This is a genomic window from Photobacterium sp. GB-72 (assembly GCF_003026095.1).
GTDB lineage: Bacteria > Pseudomonadota > Gammaproteobacteria > Enterobacterales > Vibrionaceae > Photobacterium.
Genome location: NZ_PYNV01000001.1, coordinates 626,227 through 648,583, shown reverse-complemented (window position 1 = coordinate 648,583; position 22,357 = coordinate 626,227). Strand labels below are relative to the sequence as shown.

The 22,357-nt window shown below is 40.2% G+C and carries 24 protein-coding genes and 2 tRNA genes; 18 read left to right on the top strand and 8 right to left on the bottom strand.

The genetic code is table 11. The annotated features are described in order from the left end of the window. Window positions 1-52 precede the first annotated feature (52 nt). From ligA to gltX, 4 genes are all read left to right on the top strand, one after another. The gene (ligA, locus tag C9J40_RS02895; protein WP_107205467.1) at window positions 53-2,065 is read left to right on the top strand and encodes an NAD-dependent DNA ligase LigA; all 2,013 of its coding nucleotides are present in this window, start codon (window positions 53-55) and stop codon (window positions 2,063-2,065) included. Between the two features lie 529 nt (window positions 2,066-2,594). After that, window positions 2,595-3,686, top strand: coding sequence for a porin (locus C9J40_RS02890; RefSeq protein ID WP_107245644.1), 1,092 nt, complete (start codon window positions 2,595-2,597; stop codon window positions 3,684-3,686). A 77-nt stretch (window positions 3,687-3,763) separates the two neighbouring features. After that, entirely contained in the window at window positions 3,764-4,393 is a 630-nt protein-coding gene (locus C9J40_RS02885) for a DUF2057 domain-containing protein (protein WP_107245642.1), read from the top strand. 266 nt (window positions 4,394-4,659) lie between these two features. Continuing rightward, entirely contained in the window at window positions 4,660-6,084 is a 1,425-nt protein-coding gene (gene gltX, locus C9J40_RS02880) for a glutamate--tRNA ligase (RefSeq protein ID WP_107245640.1), read from the top strand. A 60-nt stretch (window positions 6,085-6,144) separates the two neighbouring features. Here gltX and C9J40_RS02875 read toward each other — a convergent pair whose 3' ends face one another. Continuing rightward, entirely contained in the window at window positions 6,145-6,681 is a 537-nt protein-coding gene (locus tag C9J40_RS02875; RefSeq protein ID WP_107205470.1) for an LA_2272 family surface repeat-containing protein, read from the bottom strand. A gap of 204 nt (window positions 6,682-6,885) precedes the next feature. Between C9J40_RS02875 and C9J40_RS02870 the strand changes: the two genes are divergently transcribed. Further along, window positions 6,886-6,961: transfer RNA gene (locus tag C9J40_RS02870), tRNA-Ala, on the top strand. A 103-nt stretch (window positions 6,962-7,064) separates the two neighbouring features. Here C9J40_RS02870 and C9J40_RS02865 read toward each other — a convergent pair. The 3 genes from C9J40_RS02865 to C9J40_RS02855 all read right to left on the bottom strand — a co-directional run bounded on the left by C9J40_RS02865 (window position 7,065) and on the right by C9J40_RS02855 (window position 9,220). Next, window positions 7,065-7,598: a hypothetical protein gene (locus C9J40_RS02865; RefSeq protein WP_233217610.1), complete on the bottom strand. Its 534-nt coding sequence runs from the start codon at window positions 7,596-7,598 to the stop codon at window positions 7,065-7,067. 362 nt (window positions 7,599-7,960) lie between these two features. Beyond that, window positions 7,961-8,037 (bottom strand) — tRNA-Arg (locus C9J40_RS02860). A gap of 46 nt (window positions 8,038-8,083) precedes the next feature. After that, window positions 8,084-9,220 (bottom strand): flagella assembly protein FlgT, encoded by a 1,137-nt coding sequence (locus C9J40_RS02855; protein ID WP_107245638.1) that lies wholly within the window; start codon window positions 9,218-9,220, stop codon window positions 8,084-8,086. Window positions 9,221-9,364: 144 nt separating this feature from the next. On the opposite strand from C9J40_RS02855, the gene C9J40_RS02850 reads away from it, so the two are divergent. Further along, window positions 9,365-10,000, top strand: a complete 636-nt coding sequence (locus tag C9J40_RS02850) for a FlgO family outer membrane protein (protein ID WP_005370226.1) — start codon at window positions 9,365-9,367, stop codon at window positions 9,998-10,000. Between the two features lie 10 nt (window positions 10,001-10,010). After that, entirely contained in the window at window positions 10,011-10,472 is a 462-nt protein-coding gene (locus tag C9J40_RS02845) for an LPP20 family lipoprotein (protein ID WP_107205473.1), read from the top strand. A gap of 2 nt (window positions 10,473-10,474) precedes the next feature. Here the strand turns inward: C9J40_RS02845 and C9J40_RS02840 are convergent, their stop codons facing one another. The 3 genes from C9J40_RS02840 to flgA all read right to left on the bottom strand — a co-directional run bounded on the left by C9J40_RS02840 (window position 10,475) and on the right by flgA (window position 12,078). Then, the gene (locus tag C9J40_RS02840; protein WP_107205474.1) at window positions 10,475-10,903 is read right to left on the bottom strand and encodes a flagella synthesis protein FlgN; all 429 of its coding nucleotides are present in this window, start codon (window positions 10,901-10,903) and stop codon (window positions 10,475-10,477) included. A gap of 35 nt (window positions 10,904-10,938) precedes the next feature. Further along, window positions 10,939-11,250: a flagellar biosynthesis anti-sigma factor FlgM gene (gene flgM, locus C9J40_RS02835; protein WP_105060722.1), complete on the bottom strand. Its 312-nt coding sequence runs from the start codon at window positions 11,248-11,250 to the stop codon at window positions 10,939-10,941. A gap of 120 nt (window positions 11,251-11,370) precedes the next feature. Continuing rightward, the gene (gene flgA, locus C9J40_RS02830; RefSeq protein WP_107205475.1) at window positions 11,371-12,078 is read right to left on the bottom strand and encodes a flagellar basal body P-ring formation chaperone FlgA; all 708 of its coding nucleotides are present in this window, start codon (window positions 12,076-12,078) and stop codon (window positions 11,371-11,373) included. A gap of 150 nt (window positions 12,079-12,228) precedes the next feature. On the opposite strand from flgA, the gene C9J40_RS02825 reads away from it, so the two are divergent. The 11 genes from C9J40_RS02825 to flgJ all read left to right on the top strand — a co-directional run bounded on the left by C9J40_RS02825 (window position 12,229) and on the right by flgJ (window position 21,892). Beyond that, window positions 12,229-13,164: a chemotaxis protein CheV gene (locus tag C9J40_RS02825; protein ID WP_107245637.1), complete on the top strand. Its 936-nt coding sequence runs from the start codon at window positions 12,229-12,231 to the stop codon at window positions 13,162-13,164. Between the two features lie 66 nt (window positions 13,165-13,230). Then, window positions 13,231-14,058 carry a protein-glutamate O-methyltransferase CheR gene (locus tag C9J40_RS02820; protein ID WP_045148043.1) on the top strand — a complete coding sequence of 276 codons (828 nt, stop codon included), beginning with the start codon at window positions 13,231-13,233 and terminating at the stop codon, window positions 14,056-14,058. Window positions 14,059-14,210: 152 nt separating this feature from the next. Then, the gene (gene flgB / locus C9J40_RS02815) at window positions 14,211-14,606 is read left to right on the top strand and encodes a flagellar basal body rod protein FlgB (RefSeq protein ID WP_005370239.1); all 396 of its coding nucleotides are present in this window, start codon (window positions 14,211-14,213) and stop codon (window positions 14,604-14,606) included. A gap of 2 nt (window positions 14,607-14,608) precedes the next feature. After that, a complete protein-coding gene (gene flgC, locus C9J40_RS02810) occupies window positions 14,609-15,025 on the top strand; it encodes a flagellar basal body rod protein FlgC (RefSeq protein ID WP_045082774.1) in 417 nt (138 codons plus the stop codon). A 17-nt stretch (window positions 15,026-15,042) separates the two neighbouring features. After that, window positions 15,043-15,768, top strand: a complete 726-nt coding sequence (gene flgD / locus C9J40_RS02805) for a flagellar hook assembly protein FlgD (RefSeq protein ID WP_107205477.1) — start codon at window positions 15,043-15,045, stop codon at window positions 15,766-15,768. A gap of 6 nt (window positions 15,769-15,774) precedes the next feature. Next, window positions 15,775-17,169, top strand: a complete 1,395-nt coding sequence (gene flgE / locus C9J40_RS02800) for a flagellar hook protein FlgE (RefSeq protein ID WP_107205478.1) — start codon at window positions 15,775-15,777, stop codon at window positions 17,167-17,169. Window positions 17,170-17,344: 175 nt separating this feature from the next. Continuing rightward, window positions 17,345-18,094 carry a flagellar basal-body rod protein FlgF gene (flgF, locus tag C9J40_RS02795; protein WP_107205479.1) on the top strand — a complete coding sequence of 250 codons (750 nt, stop codon included), beginning with the start codon at window positions 17,345-17,347 and terminating at the stop codon, window positions 18,092-18,094. Window positions 18,095-18,110: 16 nt separating this feature from the next. Beyond that, the gene (gene flgG, locus C9J40_RS02790; RefSeq protein WP_107205480.1) at window positions 18,111-18,899 is read left to right on the top strand and encodes a flagellar basal-body rod protein FlgG; all 789 of its coding nucleotides are present in this window, start codon (window positions 18,111-18,113) and stop codon (window positions 18,897-18,899) included. Window positions 18,900-18,954: 55 nt separating this feature from the next. Beyond that, window positions 18,955-19,725, top strand: coding sequence for a flagellar basal body L-ring protein FlgH (gene flgH, locus C9J40_RS02785; RefSeq protein WP_199187034.1), 771 nt, complete (start codon window positions 18,955-18,957; stop codon window positions 19,723-19,725). Between the two features lie 46 nt (window positions 19,726-19,771). After that, on the top strand, window positions 19,772-20,863 hold the full coding sequence (locus C9J40_RS02780; RefSeq protein WP_107245635.1) for a flagellar basal body P-ring protein FlgI: 1,092 nt from the start codon (window positions 19,772-19,774) through the stop codon (window positions 20,861-20,863). Between the two features lie 42 nt (window positions 20,864-20,905). Further along, complete coding sequence (gene flgJ, locus C9J40_RS02775; RefSeq protein WP_107205482.1) at window positions 20,906-21,892, top strand: flagellar assembly peptidoglycan hydrolase FlgJ; 987 nt, start codon at window positions 20,906-20,908, stop codon at window positions 21,890-21,892. Between the two features lie 97 nt (window positions 21,893-21,989). Here flgJ and C9J40_RS02770 read toward each other — a convergent pair whose 3' ends face one another. After that, window positions 21,990-22,178, bottom strand: coding sequence for a flagellar hook protein (locus C9J40_RS02770; protein WP_107205483.1), 189 nt, complete (start codon window positions 22,176-22,178; stop codon window positions 21,990-21,992). Window positions 22,179-22,357 lie beyond the last annotated feature (179 nt).

Genomic DNA, 22,357 nt, shown 5'->3' with positions numbered 1-22,357 from the left:
TCGATAGGGCGTTGTTTTGGCAGAAACTATCAAGATTTGTCAGGTAGAAAAAATGAGTATTGACCTTCAGCAACAATTATTAACGCTACGACAGCAACTCGATTACCACGGTCATCGTTATTACGTTGAAGATAACCCAGAAATTCCTGATGCTGAATATGACCGGATGATGCAGCAATTACTAAAGATCGAAGCTGAGCATCCAGAATGGATAACGGTTGATTCGCCAAGCCAACGTGTTGGTGGTACTGCGTTAGAGGGGTTTACTCAAGTTAAACATGAGATCGCGATGCTTTCGTTAGACAATGCGTTTAATGATGATGATTTACGTGCATTTCAAAAACGTTTACAAGATCGTTTGCGTTCAGGAGCAACACTTAGTTACTGCTGTGAGCCTAAATTAGATGGTCTTGCTGTGAGCCTAATGTATGAAAAGGGGGTGTTAGTACAAGCAGCAACCCGAGGTGATGGCGCAACAGGTGAAAATATTACTCATAATGTGCGTACTATTCGCGCTATTCCCTTAAAGCTTCAAGGCGACGACTGGCCTGAGCGATTAGAAGTTCGCGGCGAAGTCTTTATGCCTAAAAAAGGCTTTGAAGCGTTAAATATCAAAGCGCTTAAAAAAGGTGATAAGGCATTTGCAAACCCTCGAAATGCAGCAGCTGGTAGCTTACGTCAGCTAGATCCTAAAATTACCGCGACGCGGCCGTTAAGTTTTTATGCCTATGCTGTCGGTGTTGTCGATGGACGTGAACTTGCCAATACGCAATATGAACGCCTGTGCCAGTTAAAAGCATGGGGGCTTCCAATGTGCCCAGAAATTCGCAAAGTTGACAGTATTGAAGAAGTTATTGCTTATCATCAGAGTATTGGTGAAAAGCGCCAATCACTAGGCTATGAAATTGATGGTGTGGTGATTAAAGTTGATGATGTTGATACACAACAACAGCTTGGCTTTGTTGCTCGAGCACCTCGTTGGGCAATTGCTTATAAATTCCCAGCCCAAGAAGAGATGACAATTCTAAACAATGTCGAGTTTCAGGTTGGGCGTACAGGTGCAATTACACCCGTTGCTAAGCTTGAACCTGTGTTTGTGGGCGGTGTAACAGTCAGTAATGCAACACTGCATAATGCTGATGAAGTGGCGCGTTTAGGCGTGATGATTGGCGATACCGTTATTATTCGTCGTGCTGGTGATGTCATTCCACAAATCGCTTCAGTGGTTGAGTCTCGTCGCCCAGAAAATGCGCAAGCGATTGTATTTCCAACAGAGTGCCCTGTTTGTCAGTCAAAGGTTGAACGTATTGAGGGCGAAGCCGTCGCACGTTGTACCGGTGGCCTCTTCTGTCAAGCCCAGAGAAAAGAAGCGTTAAAACACTTCGTATCACGTAAAGCATTAGACGTTGATGGTTGTGGCGAAAAAGTGATAGAGCAACTGGTTGATCGTGAAATGGTAACCACACCTGCTGATTTGTTTAAATTCAGTGCAGGAGAAGTGACGGTACTTGAGCGTATGGGACCTAAATCAGCTCAAAAACTGGTTGATGCGCTGAATGCTTCAAAACTGACAACATTACCTCGTTTTATTTATTCTCTAGGTATTCGTGAGGTAGGTGAAGCAACGGCTGCAAACCTAGCGAATTACTTTGAGACATTAGAAGCAATTAGCCAAGCAACGAAAGAGCAGTTAATTGAAGTGCCGGATGTGGGCGGTATTGTTGCTGCGCATATCTTTAATTTCTTTCGTGAAGAGCACAATATGGTCGTTGTGAACGAGTTAAAAGAAGTTGGGATACATTGGCCTGAAATTGAAAAAATTGATGAGGATGTCGAATTACCGCTTGATGGAAAAGTGGTTGTACTAACAGGATCTCTATCTCAATTAACTCGCTCTGATGCGAAAGCTGCATTACAAAAATTAGGTGCAAAAGTCACAGGCAGTGTTTCGAAGAAAACTGATTTATTAGTGGCAGGTGAAGCGGCTGGCTCTAAATTAACGAAAGCACAAGAGCTAGGTATTGAGATCTGGGACGAACAAAAACTCGTTGATCTGATGGCTTAATACCTTTTTATAAGGTTGATAAACCTTGTTACAAAAAAAGTCGCTCCATTTTGGGCGGCTTTTTTTTATGAATTAAATGAAACAGTGTATATAACTGTGTGATCAATACGTGTAATAGATGTTTCATTATCAACAATAAATCATTGTGTTAATAATTTGTTTTTAAAAAAAATCAGGTATGTCAATAAAAATGAAAATACGATCAGGGTCACATATATATGCCGTTATGTTTGTAGGTTGTTGTTTTTATTGTGATTTTATTTATTAGTGAAAACATTTGAACTGGATCACTATAGGCTGGAAACTTTGCACTGAATCAAATTTTTAACACAAGAAAGTAAGTTCTTATTGATGTTTTGCGCTGCGAAAGTAGTCTTAATAGCGAAGTTACACAAAGTTCAATTTTGAACGAAAAAAATATGAATTGGTCGAAATGATTCGGCTAACATATGGGAAATTTACTTGTAGCCTTCGGCGGCCAACCTTTCAGGTTACAGGTAAACAGCTTATATCTTTTAGGAGTTATTCCATGGAAAACATGTTTAAACGTACACTACTTGGTGCTGCAATCGCAGCTGCTGCAATGACCTCAATTTCAGCTAGTGCTGAAGGTGCAGATGCAGTTGCTATTCAAAAGCTTAAAGAGTCATTTTCATATGAAGTTTACGGTGTTATTGCTATGCAAGCACTGACTCGTGATTATAACGAAGCAGGTAAAGCTCTTTGGGCAGAAGATAGTAATTGGAAATTAAATAATGAATCACGTATTGGTTTCCGTGGCAGCAAAGATTTTGCTAACGGCCCAAAATTCATTTGGCAGATTGAGTCTGGCTATGTTGGCGGTAGCGGTAACGCTGCTGGTGACAGTGGTAAATTAGGTGTACGTGATACATTTGTAGGCTTTGAAGGTGATAGCTGGGGTAAAATCCGTATTGGTCGTGTTCTTACTCCTATTTATGAAATCATCGACTGGCCAGGATCTAACCCAGGTCTAGGTGATGTTTATGACTGGGGTTATGGTATTGCAGGTGCTCCTTATCAAGACCGTCAATCTGACACTGTGCGTTGGGACTCGCCAACATGGGGTGGCTTTAGCGTTGATGTAGCATTTGGTCGTGGTGATGCTGTTGCTCAAGCTGATAGCAACTGGGGTGGTGCTGCTGCGCATTACGCAATTGGCCCTGTAACACTACAGGCTGCATATGAGCGTAATAACTCTTCAGAGTGGATTAATGATACTTACCTAGTTGGTGTACAAGGTAACTTTGAGAACGGTTTAGGCTTCTTTGCTCAGTACAAGATGATGGAAGCTAATTCACAAGTTGCTGGTACTGCGGATGAGAGTCAAAATGCTTACACTGCTGGTGTAATGTATAACATCGCTGATTACCAGTTTAAGGTAGGTTATGCGGCGAACGAAGATTTAGAGCGTGATGGTAAGAAAGTTGGTTACACTGACGACTCTGTAATTTCTGGTCAGGTAATGTACTTTATTGACCCATCAGCTGTTGTTTATACACGTGTTCGTCATGTAGAGCGTGCTGATGAAGCAGCTAAACGTGTTGATAATCAAAACCCAGAGTTCATGGAATACTCTGTAGGTGTAGAATACTACTTTTAATTAATACTTTATTAATTAAAACTTTAAAGAACGAGCGTAATGCTCGTTCTTTTCTTAAGCGTAAACAGGATACTTGTATGAAAAAAATAATTTGTAGTGTGTTGCCATTGGTATCGCTGTTCTCTAGTAACATTTATGCTGATGTGAAATTTGAATCATCAAAAGAAACAAATATTCTTGTTGTAAATGGAAAAGAGGAGGGATGGTCTTTTATAAAAGCTACAAATGAAGTGGTTTTACCTAATGGTGAAAATCAAATTTTATTTAACATCGGTACAGTTGTATTAGATGATGCTGCAAAAAAGAAATTTAATTCAACGCCATTATTAATTAAGTTTGATGCAAAAGATACTAAATTAGTTCTAGGGTATCCAAAAATTCGAACATTAGATCAAGCTGAAGCTTTTAATAAGTCGCCTGAAATAACACTAAAAAATAGTCTGGGTGATGAGGTTAAATTCGAATATATTCAATTAAATAGCTCAGGATTACAGAATTTTAGAGACTACGAAAGAGAAGTTGCTGATTATAACAAGTCTGGCGGTATTGCATCAATTGGGTATGTTGAAACAACGTTTAGTACTCCAACCATTCCAGCTTCTACTCCATCACCTGAAGCAAAAATGAAGTTTTTGAAAAATGCATTCATTGGCCTATCTGAAGAAGAAAAACAAGAATTTATGTCTTGGGGACTAAAAAATTTATAGTTTCGATTAAAAACGTAAACAATATATTTTATAAATTACTTCTATTGATAATAATTGATAGAGGTAATTTGTTTTTCAAAGTCTTATTAAAATAATCTCTGTATTGATAGTTTTATTAGAGTAATCTTTCTCAACACCTCTCCAAACTTCGAATTTCTCATTGTAGACAAAGCATTGTAGATTTACTCCACGGTGCTAAAATACTCGTTATTAGATAAGACACAGTAGCCCTTACTGTGTAGTCCTTCATTCATAAGGTAATTCCAATGACGGTTAAAACTCGTTTTGCACCAAGTCCAACTGGCTTTTTGCACGTAGGCGGTGCTCGTACTGCACTTTACTCATGGTTATACGCTAAACATATGGGCGGCGAGTTTGTACTTCGTATTGAAGATACGGATCTAGAGCGTTCAACTCAAGAAGCTATCGACGCGATTATGGAAGGGATGGAGTGGTTAGAGCTTAACTGGGATGAAGGCCCTTACTACCAAACTAAGCGTTTTGATCGTTATAACGAAGTGGTTGATCAACTTCTAGCAGAAGACAAAGCGTACAAGTGTTACTGTCCGAAAGAGCTTCTTGACGAAATCCGTGAAGAGCAAATGGCAGCTGGTATTAAACCTCGCTACGATGCAAACCACCCTAAAATTATTGCAGCTAATGCCGCAGCAACAGAAGATTCACCATTCTGTATTCGCTTCCGTAACCCTAAAGAAGGGACGGTCATTTTTGATGATAAAATCCGTGGTCACATCGAAATTGCGAACAGTGAGCTTGATGATCTTATCATTCGTCGTACAGATGGTAGCCCAACGTACAATTTCTGTGTGGTTATCGATGACTGGGATATGGGTATTACTCAAGTTGTTCGCGGTGAAGACCACATCAACAATACGCCTCGTCAAATTAATATCTATAAAGCGCTAGGTGCACCAGTACCTGAGTTTGCACACTGCGCAATGATTCTAGGTGATGATGGCGCAAAATTATCTAAGCGTCATGGCGCTGTAGGTGTAATGCAATACCGTGATGATGGTTACCTGCCACAATCATTACTGAACTACTTAGTACGCCTAGGTTGGTCTCATGGTGATCAAGAGATCTTCTCACGACAAGAGATGATTGATCTATTTAGCCTAGAATCAGTAAGTAAGTCGGCATCTGCATTTAATACTGATAAGCTATTATGGCTAAACAACCATTACATCAAAACATCTGAACCTGAGTATGTTGCGAAATACCTACAATGGCACTTAGATAAGAAAGAAATTTCTATTGAAAATGGCCCTGCTATTACAGATGTGATCACGCTAGTGGGTGAGCGTTGTAATACATTGATCGAACTTGCTGAACAATCTCGTTACTTCTACCAAGACTTTAACGAATTTGAAGCTGGCGCGGCGAAAAAGCATTTACGTCCTGTGGCAAAAGAAGCGTTAGCGCTTGCACTGGCTAAAGTTGAAGCACTTGAAGAGTGGACAACAGAAAATCTTCATGCCGTTATTGCACAAGTGTGTGAAGAACTTGAGCTAGGTATGGGTAAAGTGGGTATGCCTTTACGTGTAGCTGTTACAGGTCAAGGTCAGTCGCCTTCTGTTGATGCTGTGATGCAGCTTATTGGTAAAGAGCGTGTTGTCGCTCGTATCAAAATGGCGTTAGCATTTATTGCAGAGCGTGAAGCTAACGCATAAGCTTGTTAAATATAAAATAAAAAAACGGAGCATTAATGCTCCGTTTTTTATATTTGCTAATTAGAATCTTGCGTTCACAAGAGGGAAAACAGGAAGATCTTTGCTAACGAAAGTACCCGAACGGTCGAAGTTGATTAAACCTATTTGAATACCTTTATTAATATGATTTGTTGCGTTCATAAAGCCAAATTGGAGTCCATTTAAACTACCTGCATAATTAAAGAGTCCCAATTGCGCACCTGTGAAATTACTTGCTGTGTAGTTTACTAGGCCGACATCAGCCCCTTTTGCTGTTCCGCCATTAAAGTTTGCTAAACCTAATTCAAACCCTTTCATACTTGTACGGGTACGGTTTGCACCATAGAACAAACCAAGGTTAATTCCTGTAAAGTTATCAATATCAGAAAGACCAAGAACGGAAAAATTTAACCCTTTCACATTGTGGCTTCGACCATAAAGTGCACTTACTCGAACACCTGATACATCACCTGCAGGCAAGTTAATTGTTGGAACAGAAAGTTGTACTGGAGAATCAGCGTAAACGGATGGAGCACAAATTGCCGTTGCGAGTAAAAGAGAGGTCAGTTGAAGCTTCATGAAAATAATCCTTAAGGTTAGTCGTCACCATTAAAGATATTTAACCGCACTTTATTACTAGAGGTGTCAATGGTAAGTAAATGATATAGGCGTGATTATTTTATGTTTGTTAGGGTTATATTTTTGAGTTAATTCACAAATATGCTTATATCTTTGTAGTTATGTTGACACTGATGCAGTGAGATTTTATTGTATTCTTGTTTTGGGGCTATAGCTCAGCTGGGAGAGCGCTTCGCTGGCAGCGAAGAGGTCAGCGGTTCGATCCCGCTTAGCTCCACCAAATTCTAAACCTCGCCTTGTGCGAGGTTTTTTTATGTCTAAATTTATCAATTTAAAACAAAGCCCCGCATAGTGGCGAGGCTCTTTATTGCTATAGCGAAATCTTAGAATCGCGCATTTACAATAGGGAATACAGGTAAGCTGTTACTGACGAAAGTACCAGACTTATCATAGTTAATCAGGCCGATCTGAATACCTTTATTAATATGATCGGTTGCGTTCACTAAGCCAAACTGTAGGCCATTTAGTGTTCCTGCGTAGTTAAATGTACCGAACTGCGCACCTGTAAAGTTGCCAGCAGTATAGTTTACGGCACCAAAATCAGCCCCTTTCGCATTACCGTCGTTCAAGTTTGCAAGACCAAATTCAAGCCCCGTCATCATCGAACGAGTACGGTTCACACCAAATGCTAGGCCAAAGTTTAGACCTTTGAATGTATCAATATCTGAAAGACCTAATAATGAGAAGTTTACACCTGTTACAGAAGCGGTATGCCCATATAAAGCATTTAAGCGAACCCCTGTAACGTTACCTGCTGGTAGGTTTACGCCGGGTACTGAAAGCTGAACTGGTGTGTTAGCCATAGCTGCTGCAGGGGCAAGAAGAGCGGCAGATACAATAAGAGATGCTAATTTCATTTTCATAATGTCCTATACAAACTCATAACATGAGAGTTATGAAGTGCTGGCAGTATAAACACTAAATAATAAAAAACAACGTTCAAATATTGTAACGTTATGTTTCAAGTAATGAGCTAAATAAATCCATTTTATTGATTTAAAACAGTAAAAATATTTTTGATAATAATAGTTGTAGCCGTTTATTAGCCACAAAAATAAGGCTAATAACACGTTATAAAGCAGATTGTTCAAAGAAGAGCAGATTAAATCATGCGACCCGAAGTGATAAAGACTGAATCTATATAGTATTGTTACGACACTACATTGTGTGGAAATAAAAAAGGCTTAGCAATAAAAAATCGCTAAGCCTTTGAAAAATATGGCGCTCCCTACTGGAGTCGAACCAGTGGCCTTCCCCTTAGGAGGGGGACGCTCTATCCATCTGAGCTAAGGAAGCATTTGAGTATTATACGGTATATTTTCAAAAATATAAGGGAATACTCTTAACGTCGCGTTTGCTTGGTTAGTAAATCACCAGGTTGGATGCTTGCTGCTAATTCTGGTTGATTAACAATAAGTTCCGCTGACTTTTCATAAACGCGATCAACGGTTAAGCTAATTTTTGTATCAACCATTCGATTCCGCGGTATACCTTTTTGATCAATAAATCCTGCGCTATGCCAAAGTTTTAATTTATCACCTTGTTTTACACCATGAATACGACCAACGTTCATTTGTGCGACATTATTATGGATGTTGATGATTTCTGGGAGGCTGGCTCGGCAAGAGAGCGCACTTTCAATATCTAGCATCATATTTTGGCTGATACGTTGAATGCTCTGTCCATAAGGTGAAACCCAAAAACGTGCTGATTTGGTATCCACATGGCTTGAGCGAGAAAACGGCCATAACCCAATTTCACGGTAGCTATTTTGGTAGATGATCTCGCCTGTTTTACCGTCCATTATTTCCAATGAAACAGCAAACTGGCGATTAACTTGATCTTTCTTAACTAATTTTTCATCAAGGGTGGCGGTCAAATCTGTTATTTCACCACCAATTAAATATTGCGCATCGTGATCTTCAGCCAGCATCGTCATTGCAGATGCTTGGGTTGCACTGAAAGGGACGGTTGTTTTACCAGTAACAATAAAGCTTTGGGAACGTTTTTGAATTTGCTTTCCGAGCATTGAAGCGAAATCAGTGCCTATTTTATAAACGCTACCCATGGCTGCTTGTTGTGGCTCTGTAATTGAAAAACTGCCTAATAGAATGCCTTTTTTATATTGGGTCTTGTGGCAACTTTTTGCCGATGGGTAAATGTCGATACGGCTGGTGACATACATTTTGCCGCCTGCTTTCTTTTGTTCAAGAACCGTTACATTACGGATCTCATTACCACTAAAACGGTATTGTTGCTTAGACTCTGCGAAATAAGGTTTTAATGACGGAAGTGTCGCTATTTCACCGCCCGCATGCCTCATCGCTTGATATACCGCATCTTCTAGTGCATTAACACGTGCTGTTTCTTCACTTTCTAAAATGACAGCTTCACCTGTTACTTCAACCCATTGGGCTGAGCTATAACATGAAAAAAACAAACAAAGTGCACTTAAGCTGCGTAAAAAAAATTTATTCATAAAAGCCCATTTAGGTATGTTTTTTGCTTTTTAATAGTTCGATGAAAAAGTGAATGCAAAGAGTGTTCCCAATTGGGCGCTTGTATTAAAGAATTTAAATGTTCATACGATATAAAGAAAACAATATTTGAGGGCGGGGAAGTAATGAATAAGTGGATTGTAATTGTGTTGTCGTTAGCGATGACTGCTTGTGCCGCACCTCCGGTTTATAACGGTAAAGAGAAATACTCATCAGGCGCCTATTCTTTATCAGACACGCCAAGACATACCGTTGATTATTTTATTGAAGGATTAGCGAATCAATTGGTAACGTCAAATCAATATTTAACGGCAAGTACGCCATTAGCCGTCACCTCGTTTGTTGATTTACAAGATATGACGGAAACCAACTGGCTCGGTAATGTGGTGAGTGAAAACTTCATGTACCAAATGCAGCAGCGTGGTTTTACTGTGGTTGATTACAAGTCAACAGGGGTAATTAAAGTGACCCGTAGTGGCGATTTTAGTATTAGTCGCAACTGGAAAGAATTAGCGTCACAGCAACCTGTTGATTACGTGCTAACAGGTACAATGCTGCGTCAAAGTGGTGGGGTGCTCATCAATGCTCGAATTATCGGTATGCGCTCAAATGTCGTTATTGCTACCGCACAGGGTTTTCTTCCGGCAGAGCGTATTGGCCGAGACTTGGATTTTATGAATAAAATTCAGTTACGAAATGGGGTAATTATGCGTACAGATGTGCGTAACCGTCCTGATAATAATGTAATTTTAAAGCCGTAAGGAAGTAACAATGAAATATTATGTGGCTTTAGCTGCTGCGATGTTATTACTGTCAGGTTGTACTAATACAACATCAGGCAGTGCAACGGTTCCAGGTCCTGACTTAACCCAAAGTAAAGATGTGATCCAAGCGGTAGGGTATGCTTCAATTAGTGAGCAAAAAGGGCGAACCAAAGAAGAAAAAAGTATTCGTGCAATGCGCGCTTCTAAGTTAGATGCTTACCGCGAATTATCAGAGCAAATTTATGGATTACGCATTAGTGCAACCACATCGCTTGATGATCAGCAGTTAGGGTATGAAAGTACAGATGGCGCAGTAGATGGTGTTATTCGTGGGGCAAAAATTATTCGCAGTTATCCTGTCGGTGACAGTTATGTCACGGAAATGGAGTTAAATATTGGTTTGATGGAACGAATGAAGCAACACGGTGAAGTGTTTCATGTGCCGAATAAACAAGAAGTCATGTTTTAACTTTACGCTTTTAGGTTGGTACCTAATGAACGAACATTTTGTGCGACACCATCACAATTGTAGGTCATTTGGTGCCGACCACGACTTTGCTGGAATAAGTTATTTAGCTTATGAAAGCTGAGGTGAGCGCGCTGTAATACTTCGCCATTGATATCATTATATTGTTGGCATTCTTTAACTAGATCTTGAATCGTATTCACTTGTGTTTGGTAATCGTTGATCTGTGTTAACTGGTCGCGCTCTTCATGGGAAGACAATAAATAATCGTGCTGTTGGACTTTGTAGATCAGATCTAACTTCTCTTTGGCAATCTGTTCAATTTCTAATGCCTTGCGGCGAGTAATTGCCACTCTTTCTTGTTTGAGAAGATCGATTAAAGACAATAAGGTGGTTTGTTGAACTTCAAGCAGTTGACCAAGTGTCTGTTTCATTACGCTGATCTCAATTTTAGTATGCAAATGTTATCTTAAAGCCCATTAAGCTCGTCTTCGAACTTTAACATATTTGATGCAAGTTTATCGGCATCAATAGTATATGAGCCATTTGCAATTGCTTGTTTGATCTCTGCCACTTTTCCTGCATCAAAGCTTGGCTCTGTTGCTAATTGTTGATGAATTTGGCCCACAGCTTTACCTTGAGAGCTTAAAGATACTTCGTCATGCTGTTCTTTAGCAATGTTTGAGGTGGTAGTTTGCTCTTCCGTTGTGGTTGTTTTTTGTTGGCCAACACGTGTGGTATTTACAGGTTGTCCACCACGTAGGTGATCAATACTTGCCATAATGTTTTACCTTGATAATTAACTGTGATACCTAGCTATCGGCAAAGTGTGAACAGACTTTAGTAAATATTATGAAGATAAAATGATTTATTTATCGTCATGCGCAATCAACTTTTCTGACTAATACTTTACGGTTACTTCACCAACTGCGGTAATAATAGCATCAATCATGCGTCTTGATGTTTTATTCTGAACTCGGATCTCTTCACCGATAGCTCCATCAGACAGTGCCTTGCCTTCTGTTACTATATTTAGTCCGCCTGTTCCGGCACGGATAATGACAGTGTCGTTACGGCATACTAAACAAATATCACGGGCTTGGATCATTTCTCCTAATTTTACTGAGCGTTTAACTTTTGATCCTATGATTTCATTAGGGTCTTCAAAGCTATTTCCTCGTTGGAAGCGACTTTCAACCATTTGAACGGAAAGTTTATCTCGAGTAATAACCATGCCTCGACCAAGAGCGACGCTGGCGACAACTTTAGGCAGTGTTAATTGTACATTTACAGGGACATAAAGCTGCCAGTTTTCGGTAGGACATTTAACAAGCACAGTAACATTACCACTTAAGTTTTGTTTGCCGGGTAGGCTGGCTTCAAGTGGCGCTGAACAAGTAGAAAAACGAAGACGGTTATCAAGCTCTGCTGCTGTAACTTTTAATTTCCCTTTTTCTGGTAAGGTAACTTGCTGTTTTATTAAGTTTTCAGCGGATTTTTCCACGGAATCTAGCACGTTATAATCAGAAGCAAAGATATTTGTACTAAAGAAAAATAGCAAAAGGCCGATAAAAATTGGCAAGAGTTTTTGATCTCTGTGGCTTGTCACGGTAAATGCTCTTTGGTCATGGTTAGAATTACTATAACATTCGCAGTTATAGCTAGATATTCTAATATCTTGATTATTTATCAGATGTGATCGTGAGTGGATAAAGTGTGTTCGCGAGCGCGATTTATAACACGACAGGGAGTTTATCCAATGACAGGTATTTTAGATTCAGTTAATCAGCGGACACAATTAGTTGGGCAAAACCGATTAGAGCTGCTGACATTTCGTCTTAATCGACGTCAACGTTATGGTATTAACGTATTTAAAGTTAAAGAAGTTCTGCAGTGTCCCCAATTAACATCAATGCCGAATTTACATCCATTGATTAAAGGTGTTGCTCATATTCGAGGACAAACCATTTCTGTTATTGATATGAGTTTAGCGACCGGTGGGCGCCCAATCACCAATTTAACGAATTGCTTTATTATCATTTCGGAATTTAATCGTTCTATTCAAGGTTTCCTTGTGTCTTCTGTTGAACGCATTATTAATATGAATTGGGAATCGATTCTTCCACCTCCTCAAGGGGCTGGTCGAAGTAACTATCTGACTGCTGTGACAGAAATAGACGGTGAACTGGTCGAAATTTTAGATGTTGAAAAAATTCTCGATGAGATCTCACCGGTTAATACCAACATTACAGGAACCGTGCTTGAAGAGTTGGTTGAAAATGGCCCTGCCGTGCGTCGGGTTCTTGTTGCTGATGATTCAACCGTTGCACGTAAGCAGGTACAACGAGCGATAGAAGCGATTGGTTGTGAATGCGTACTCGTAAAAGATGGTAAAGAAGCCATTATTAAATTGCGTGAAATGGCGGCTCAAGGCTCTATTTATGATCAACTAGCATTGATTATTTCAGATATTGAAATGCCTGAAATGGATGGGTACACATTAACTGCTGAGATACGAAATGATCCTAAATTAAAAGACTTACATGTTATTTTACATACATCATTAAGTGGTGTGTTTAACCAAGCCATGGTTGAACGTGTAGGAGCAAATGCTTTTATTCCTAAATTTAACCCAGACGAATTGGGTCGAGCTGTAAAAGGGGCAATGCCTGATAGCTCAATTGAATCGGCGTAACAGTTTGAAATTATTAAAAATTATTGAGAATTTAATGCCGAATGTACTGACAAAGAAGAGTTGTAAATGACAGCAGTAACTGTAAATGACCAAGAATATCGTGAATTTTGCCGATTTCTTGAGTCTCAATGTGGCATCGTATTAGGCGATAGCAAGCAATATTTAGTGCGCAGTCGTTTAAGCCCGTTAGTGAATCGTTTTTCTTTATCGTCGCTTTCAGACTTGTTGCAGAATGTATTATCAGGTCGTAATCGTGAATTACGTATTGCCGCCGTTGATGCGATGACAACCAATGAAACATTATGGTTTCGTGATGGTTATCCTTTTACCGTATTATCAGACAAAATTTTGCCTGAACTTGCAGCAAATAAAAAACCGATCAAAATTTGGTCTGCGGCGAGTTCATCAGGCCAAGAACCGTATTCTATGGCGATGACGGTTTTGGAAACCCAAGCTAAGCGTCCTGGTTTACTGCCATCTATTCAAATTACTGCCACTGACATCTCACAGACGATGCTGGAAACATGCCGAGCAGGTGTGTATGACAATCTTGCTTTAAGCCGAGGGTTATCGCCGGAGCGTCGCCGTATGTTTTTTGAAGACAATGGTGATGGCCGTATGCGGGTTAACAATAAAGTTAAACAAATGGTTAATTTTAGGCCGCAGAACCTTAAAGATAGCTATGCATTGCTGGGGAAGTTTGACATTATTTTCTGTCGAAATGTTTTGATATATTTTTCTCCAGAGATGAAATCGAAAGTTTTAAATCAATTAGCGGCCAGCTTAAATCCTGGTGGCTATTTGTTCTTAGGTGCATCAGAGTCACTAACAGGGTTAACAGAAAAATTTGAAATGATCCGTTGTAACCCTGGCATCATTTATAAACTCCGTTAATTGAAGAAGCGCTGCCGCTTGTTAATATTGCGTGTAGCGCTTTTTAGTTAATTATTCTCCTCTCTAGTTACCAACCATCTTCTTAATTTCTCAATTCTTAAAATTGGCACTGTCTTTGCTTTATTACTGCTAAGTAATTGTGGAGGCAAGATATGTCCATTTCGTTCGATAAAGCATTAGGGGTTCATCAGTATACTGTTGGCGTACGTGAAAAACGTGCCGAAACCCTAGCGAGTAATATCTCTAATGCCAACACTCCTGGCTATAAAGCAAAAGATTTAGACTTCAGTCGTGCGCTTAAAGCGGCAACATCTGGGGCAGATATTGGCCTAAGCCGAACAAATGGGCGGCACATTAATGCCTCTACACAAGTCAGTGGCGAGCAAAAATATCGCGTGCCAACACAGCCGGATACAGGGGATGGCAACACGGTGGATGCCCAACTAGAGCAAAACTTGTTTATGCAAAATAGTATTGAATATCAAGCATCGTTGGATTTTTTAGGTTCTAAATTTAAGAACCTGAGCAAGGCATTGAAAGGGGAATAATAATGAGTTTATTTAATGTTTTTAATGTAACGGGATCGGCAATGAGTGCTGAATCTGTACGTTTAAATACCACATCAAGTAACCTTGCTAACGCCAACAGTGTCAGTAGCTCAGCAGAAGAAACTTATAAAGCCCGTCATCCTATTTTTGCCGCCGCATTAAATTCTGCGTCTTATCATCAAAGCAGCAGCGTACCTGTGCAAGTTAAAGGTATTGTTGAAAGTGATAAGCCGCTATCAGCTGAATACAATCCAGAGCACCCGATGGCAAATGCTGAAGGTTTTATTTATAAGCCCAACGTTAATGTGATGGAAGAGATGGCGAATATGATTTCAGCATCTCGTTCATATCAAAATAATGTTCAGGTAGCCGATGCAAGTAAGCAGATGCTAATGAAAACCTTGCAGATGGGCAAATAAGGTAAGGAGTTGTCATTATGAGCACAGTTAATGGTGCAGGAACCAGCAATCTTTCTTACCTTGACCAGCTAAAAAGCATGCAAGATAAGAAAGTCGAACAAGAGCAAGAAGTCACAGGAAAAAATCAGCTAAAGCAAGATGATTTCTTGTCATTACTAACCAAGCAGTTAGCACAGCAAGATCCGTTTAAACCTGTGAGTAATGATCAAATGATCGCGCAAATGGCATCATTCGCTACCGTTGATGGCATTAACAAAATGAATGAGCAGTTTGGCTCATTAAATAGTGCGATGACGTCAAATCAAGCACTACAAGCTTCTTCTCTTGTTGGACAAGATGTACTTATTCCTAATTCAACCGCAATGCGCAGTAGCGAAGGCGAAATGTCTGGCATGACGCGTTTAACGCAAAGCATTGATAACGCAATGTTGCGCGTTGAAAATGAACAAGGTGAATTGGTTAAAACCATGAGTCTTGGTGCTAAATCAGCCGGTGAACATCCCTTTACATGGGATGGTAAAGATGATGATGGCAATATTATGCCGCAAGGTATGTATAAGTTTTCTGTGTCAGGCAATGTAAAAGGCGAAAGCCAGAATTTTGAAGTGCTTACACACGCAAACGTGAATAGCGTTTTATTAGGGAATAACGACGGTCAGGTGATGTTAAACCTTGCTGGTTTCGATAAGCCAGTTCAGTTGGCTGATGTTCTACAAATTGGCAAAGCAACACAAAAAGGATAATCGAATATGAGTATGAACATTGCGTTGAGCGGTCTAGGTGCAGCTCAAAAAGATCTAAATACCACCAGTAATAACATAGCCAATGCCAACACCTTTGGTTTTAAAGAATCACGTGCTGAATTTGGTGATGTCTATTCTAATTCGATTTTCTCTAATGGTAAAACGACAACGGGTGGGGGCGTACAAACCTCAACGGTTGCACAACAGTTCCATGAAGGTTCTAGTATTTATACCAATAACCCATTAGATTTACGTGTATCTGGTTCGGGTTTTTTTGCTGTGGCAGATAATAAGAATGAGCCCTCGAATAATAATCTTACTCGCAATGGTGCATTTCATCTAAATAACGAAAATGAGTTAGTGAACTCTGAAGGTAAGTTCTTACTGGGTTACCCTGTCAATAAAGATTCAAATACCGTGGCTTCTTATGAAGCAAAATCGATGAAAATTGATGATGTATTTGGTCAGCCAACAAAATCAGGCACAATCAAAGTGTCTTTAAATTTACCTAATAAAGAAACAACGCCTAAAAATAGTCCATTTGACTTTAAAGATCCTGATTCTTTCAATAAATCAACGTCATCAACGATTTATGATTCATTAGGTAAACCGTATAAAATGACGACTTATTATGTCGCTAAATATGATCCTAATGCCGTTCCAACCAATGCTAATACATGGGAAGTGCATCAAACTGTTACCAATAACAGTGGTCAAGAGCGGTTATTAAAGCCAGATCCAGCAAGCATCCCTGCAGCTTATCAAGTTATTGATAATACAAACCCTGCAGCCCCTGTAGTGACAGGCTATCGGATGCGATTTGATCAAAATGGTCAGCCATATCCTGGAGACCCTGGTAATCCACCTGCCGTTCCAGCAACTCCACCAATGCCATTAAATATCCAAATGGAGACATTCGCTTCTGCTGGTATTGATGTCGGTGGTGCTGATCCTACGCAATCGTTAACTATGAATTATGATGATCCGACGCAATATGCTTCAGCGTTTGAAGTGCGCAAATTTCAAGATGTAGACGGGGCTACAACAGGTTATTTATCGAAAGTTGATATTGATCCTGAAGGCAATATTTTGGCGTCTTATTCAAATGGTAAAGATATCGTTGTAGGACGTGTTGCCTTAGCCCGTGTTTCTAATGAACAAGGGTTAGCACAGTTAGGTGGCACGCTTTGGAATACCACCCAAGAATCAGGTCAGGCGATTTGGGGTGATGCATCACAAGGTTCATTTGGCTCTGTTAAAAGCGGAACGCTTGAACAATCAAATATCGATATGACTCAAGAGCTGGTGGATTTGATCACTGCGCAACGTAACTTCCAAGCCAGCTCTCGTGCACTAGATGTGAATAATCAGCTACAACAGAATATTCTACAAATTCGTTAAGCTTTATCCTTTCCAGTCCTATTGCCGTTTTACCTTTTCGTTGAAGCGGCAATTTTTTTCCCTCCTGCTTTACCTTCTTGCTCTTTTGCTCTCAATTCACTGTTATTAAACAATAAATATAATTGGCTTAGTTTTTGCTTTATTGATGCTGTTAGATAATAGGAGTGTCAAAAAAATGGATCGTGCTCTGTATCTTGCCATGAGTGGCGCAAAACAAGATATGTATGGTATGCAAGTTCATGCTAATAACTTGGCAAATGTCAGTACAACAGGTTTTCGTGCCGACTTACAACAGGCGCGCAGTATGCAAGCCTATGGTGAAGGTCTACCTAGCCGAGTGTTTTCAATGACTGAGCGCCCGGGTAATGATTTTGCACAAGGTTCAGTGATCAATACAGGGCGTGATTTAGACGTTGCTATTGAAGGTGATGGTTGGCTTGCTGTAATGGATGTCAAAGGCCAAGAAGCTTACACCCGTGCTGGGCATTTGAAAATTGATCAAACAGGCATGCTACAAAACAGTAATGGTCAATTGGTATTAGGCCAAAACGACAGTCCTATTTTTATCCCACTTCCGATCAGTAAAATTGAAATTGGTAAAGACGGTACGGTGTCGGTTTTACCACAAGGTGCGCCGCCTGATGCAATCGCAGTCGTTGATCGCATCAAATTGGTTAAACCTGATAATCAAGCGTTGTTTAAAGATACTGATGGTTTATTTAAGTCCATCGGCGAGCGTATTCCGCTTGATGCAGATGCCAGTGTAACACTGGCGAAAGGTATGCTTGAAGGCAGTAACGTGAACGCGGTTTCTGAAATGACCAGCATGATAGATCTTCAGCGCCACTTTGAAATGCAAGTAAAACTGATGAAAACCGCAGAAGAAATGGATAAAGCCTCTTCTTCTCTTATGCGTATTGGCTAATTAAAAGGACAGAACAATGCATCCAGCACTATGGGTAAGTAAAACCGGTCTTGACGCGCAGCAGACAAATATCTCGACTATTTCTAACAACTTGGCTAACGCATCAACCGTTGGTTTTAAAAAAGGTCGCGCGGTTTTTGAAGATCTCTTTTATCAAAATATTAATCAACCGGGCGGTCAGTCAACTCAAGATACCACATTACCAACAGGTTTAATGTTGGGGGCGGGTTCAAAAGTGGTTGCGACACAAAAAGTCTTTACTCAAGGTAATACTCAAACCACCAATAACGCCATGGACATGATGATCGAAGGTGATGGCTTTTTCCAAGTGCTATTACCTGATGGCAACATAGGTTATACCCGTAATGGTCAGTTCACGATTAACTCTGAAGGTCAATTGGTTACCAGTGGTAGTGGCTATCCTGTCCAGCCTGAGATTGTGGTACCTGAAGATGCGGTAGGCATCACCGTCGGTACTGATGGTGAAGTTTCTGCCCGTATTCGTGGAGAGCAAGAAAACCAAGCCTTGGGGCAAATTACGACTGTCGACTTTATTAACCCAGGTGGTATGGAGCCTATCGGTCAGAACTTATTCTTACCAACAGGCGCGAGTGGTGATCCTCAAGAAGGAACGCCAGGCTTAGAAGGATATGGTTCTATTCGCCAATCTATGCTTGAAACGTCCAACGTAAACGTGACGGAAGAGCTTGTGAATATGATTGAAGCACAACGTGTTTATGAGATGAACTCGAAGGTGATTTCAACTGTTGATCAGATGTTGAGTTACGTTAACCAGCAGTTGTAATGATTGGTGGTAATGAATGAATTGCGCTCAGGTAAATAAAATGAATCGTCAGTGGATGAAAAAATCATTACTTCTATTAAGTTTGGCATTAACCGGCTGTGTATCTACACCACCTGATGTTGCTGGCAGTGATATTGAAAAAGCCACCACCAATGTTGATGCGGTAGAAGGTAAAGAGAAAGAGTCGAAAGGGCTGATTGATCGGATCCGTAAACGCGAAGATCCAGAAGCGGGCGATCCCGCTTGGAATCCTGTTCGTCCACAAGATAAACCTGAGCATTACGCAACCGCAACAGGCTCTTTATTTAATCAATCACAAGTGCAAGATCTGTATGACGACACTAAGCCCCGTGGTATTGGTGATATCGTCACAATTTTACTCGAAGAAAAAACTGCAGCGAAAAAGAGTGCAAGTTCAGATTTAGATAAATCTACCGATTTAAATATGAAGCCAATAGAGCTAGGGGGGAAACCCGTCACCATTCGTGATTACAGCTTGTCTTATGGTATGTCGAACAACAACACATTTGCAGGCTCTACTTCTGCCGATCAAAGTAACAGTATTAAAGGTTCTATTTCAGTTGAAGTGGTTGAGGTTTTAAATAACGGTAACTTGGTTGTACGTGGTGAAAAATGGCTAATGCTTAACACTGGCGAAGAATATATTCGGGTTAGCGGACATATTAGACCTGACGATATTAGCCAAGATAACACCATTGCATCAACACGTATTTCTAATGCGCGAATCCAATACTCAGGTACCGGTGATCGCCAAGATATTCAAGAGCAAAATTGGTTATCACGTTTCTTTAACGTTGCTTTCTAATCAGCCAATTTTTGTCAAAACATAGCGTTAGGGACAGGAGAATCCATTGAATTTTCGCGCAATTATTATTACTGGATTAATTTTATTATCTGGCACTGTGGATGCGGCACGTATCAAAGATGTCGCTTCCGTTGCAGGCGTTCGTAGTAACCAACTTGTCGGTTATGGTTTAGTCGTTGGTTTGCCTGGTACTGGCGAGACAACGCCTTTCACCGATCAAAGCTTTAATGCCATGTTGCAAAATTTCGGCATTCAATTGCCGGTAGGTACAAAGCCAAAGATCAAAAACGTTGCCGCTGTTGCCGTTAATGCCACTTTGCCTCCTTTTACCAAACAAGGTCAAAGCATTGATGTTACCGTCTCTTCAATTGGTTCCGCCAAGAGTTTACGGGGGGGGACGTTATTGCAAACTTTCTTAAAAGGTTTAGATGGCAAGGTTTATGCAATAGCTCAAGGTACATTGGTGGTTGGTGGCTTTAGTGCAGAAGGGGCAGATGGCTCTAAAGTGATCGGTAATACGCCAACGGTAGGTCGAATCTCTAACGGTGCAATGGTTGAACAAGAAGTCCCGAACCCATTTGGACGCGGTGATTACTTAACCTTTAACCTGCATGATTCAGATTTTACCACGGCACAACGTATGGCAGATTCTATTAATCAGTTTTTAGGGCCTCAAATGGCATCAGCTGTTGATGCAACATCAATAAAAGTGCGAGCACCACGCGATGTTAGCCAGCGAGTTGCGTTCCTATCAACAGTTGAAAACTTAGAGTTTGATCCGGCAGAAGGCTCCGCGAAAATTATCGTTAACTCACGCACTGGTACCATTGTTATTGGCCAGCATGTGAAGTTAAAACCTGCGGCAATCACCCATGGTGGTATGACAGTTTCCATTAAAGAAAATCCACAGGTGAGTCAACCCAATGCCTTTGCCGGTGGTGAAACAACCGTGGTGGAGAACAGTAATATCAGCGTACAGCAATCTGATGCACGCATGTTTAAGTTTGAGCCCGGTGTGTCGTTAGATGAGCTTGTTCGAGCGGTGAATCAAGTGGGCGCCGCGCCATCAGATCTAATGGCAATTTTACAAGCGCTGAAACAAGCGGGTGCCATTGAAGGGCAGTTAATCATCATTTAACCCTGATGATTTAACTAAAAAGTAATCAACAAGGATTATAATATGAAGCAAATTGATCCCGGTTTTGTCCATGATATTAGTAACCTAGACCGTCTACGTGCGGGTATTGGCGAAGATTCAAAGGGATCATTGCGTCAGGCGGCTAATCAGTTTGAGTCTATCTTTACTCAGATGCTATTTAAGTCAATGCGCGAAGCGAACGAAGCGTTTGAATCTGATTTAATGAGTAGCAATAACAGTAAGTTTTATCAGCAAATGCATGATGAGCAGATGTCATCTCAGCTAAGCACCACTGGAAGTTTGGGCTTGGCTGATATGATTGTTAAGCAATTGGGTGGCGAAGATAACGAACAAAAGCCGCATACTCCAACGACAGATTTATTCCCGAAAAAAGACAATACGGATCCATTGCAGATTCGCCCAATCGATAATAAATCCCAGCCATTAACACTACCGCAACGAGAAGATCAAAACAGTGTTGCGGCACAACAGGTATTAGAAAAATATAAGCAGCGATTACAAACCGCTGATGTTCAGCCGCCATTACGACAACCAGAACCTGATCGTTTTGAAACGCCACAAGCATTTGTTGATCATATGGCACCGTATGCAACGAAAGCGGCACGTGCGTTGGGCACCGATCCTGCAATGTTGATAGCGCAAGCGGCGTTAGAAACCGGTTGGGGTAAAAAAGTGATCAAAAATGCGGCAGGAACGAGTAACAACTTATTTAATATTAAAGCCGATCCACGTTGGAGTGGGCAAAAGGTTGCCACGCGTACATTGGAATATCATAACGGTGTTGCTGTACAAGAAAATGCGGCGTTTCGCTCTTATGGCTCTTATCAAGATAGCTTTCAAGATTTTGTGAAGTTCTTACAACAGAACCCACGTTATTCAACTGCGTTAAAACATAGTGGTGAGCCGAATCAATTTATTCGAGAAATACATAAAGCAGGGTATGCCACCGATCCTAATTACAGTAATAAAGTATTAGCAGTAATGAAAAAGGTGAAAACATTAATGTAAAAAGAAGGGATATATAAAAAAAAGCGAATTAAAATAAAACATTTATATTCTATCAAATAATATTTGATGGAAGTTTTTTAGTATCTTAAATATAGGGTTATACAACAATGTCAATAATGTTCGATACCATTTTAATTAGATCGTTACTTTCAAATAAAGCATTTTCTACTTCTTTTTCAGGTACTTGCTTTTCTTCTGTTTTTTTATCGTCAAAATGATCATTAACGAGTGGCACAACAACTTCTTTTAATGCGTAACCAATTAATCCTGATACTAATAAGTTCATAATCATTATCCTTTATGTTTTATTTTAATTTGGGTTGAGCTTTTAAATTATAAACAAATAGCGATTTATTACCATCTTTAAATACTCAAAAATAATCGTTTAATTAAAAAAACTTTTATTATTTTTAATTGGTTCGATTTTTGCAAAGAAGCTATCGTAATGCACGCCTTATATGAATA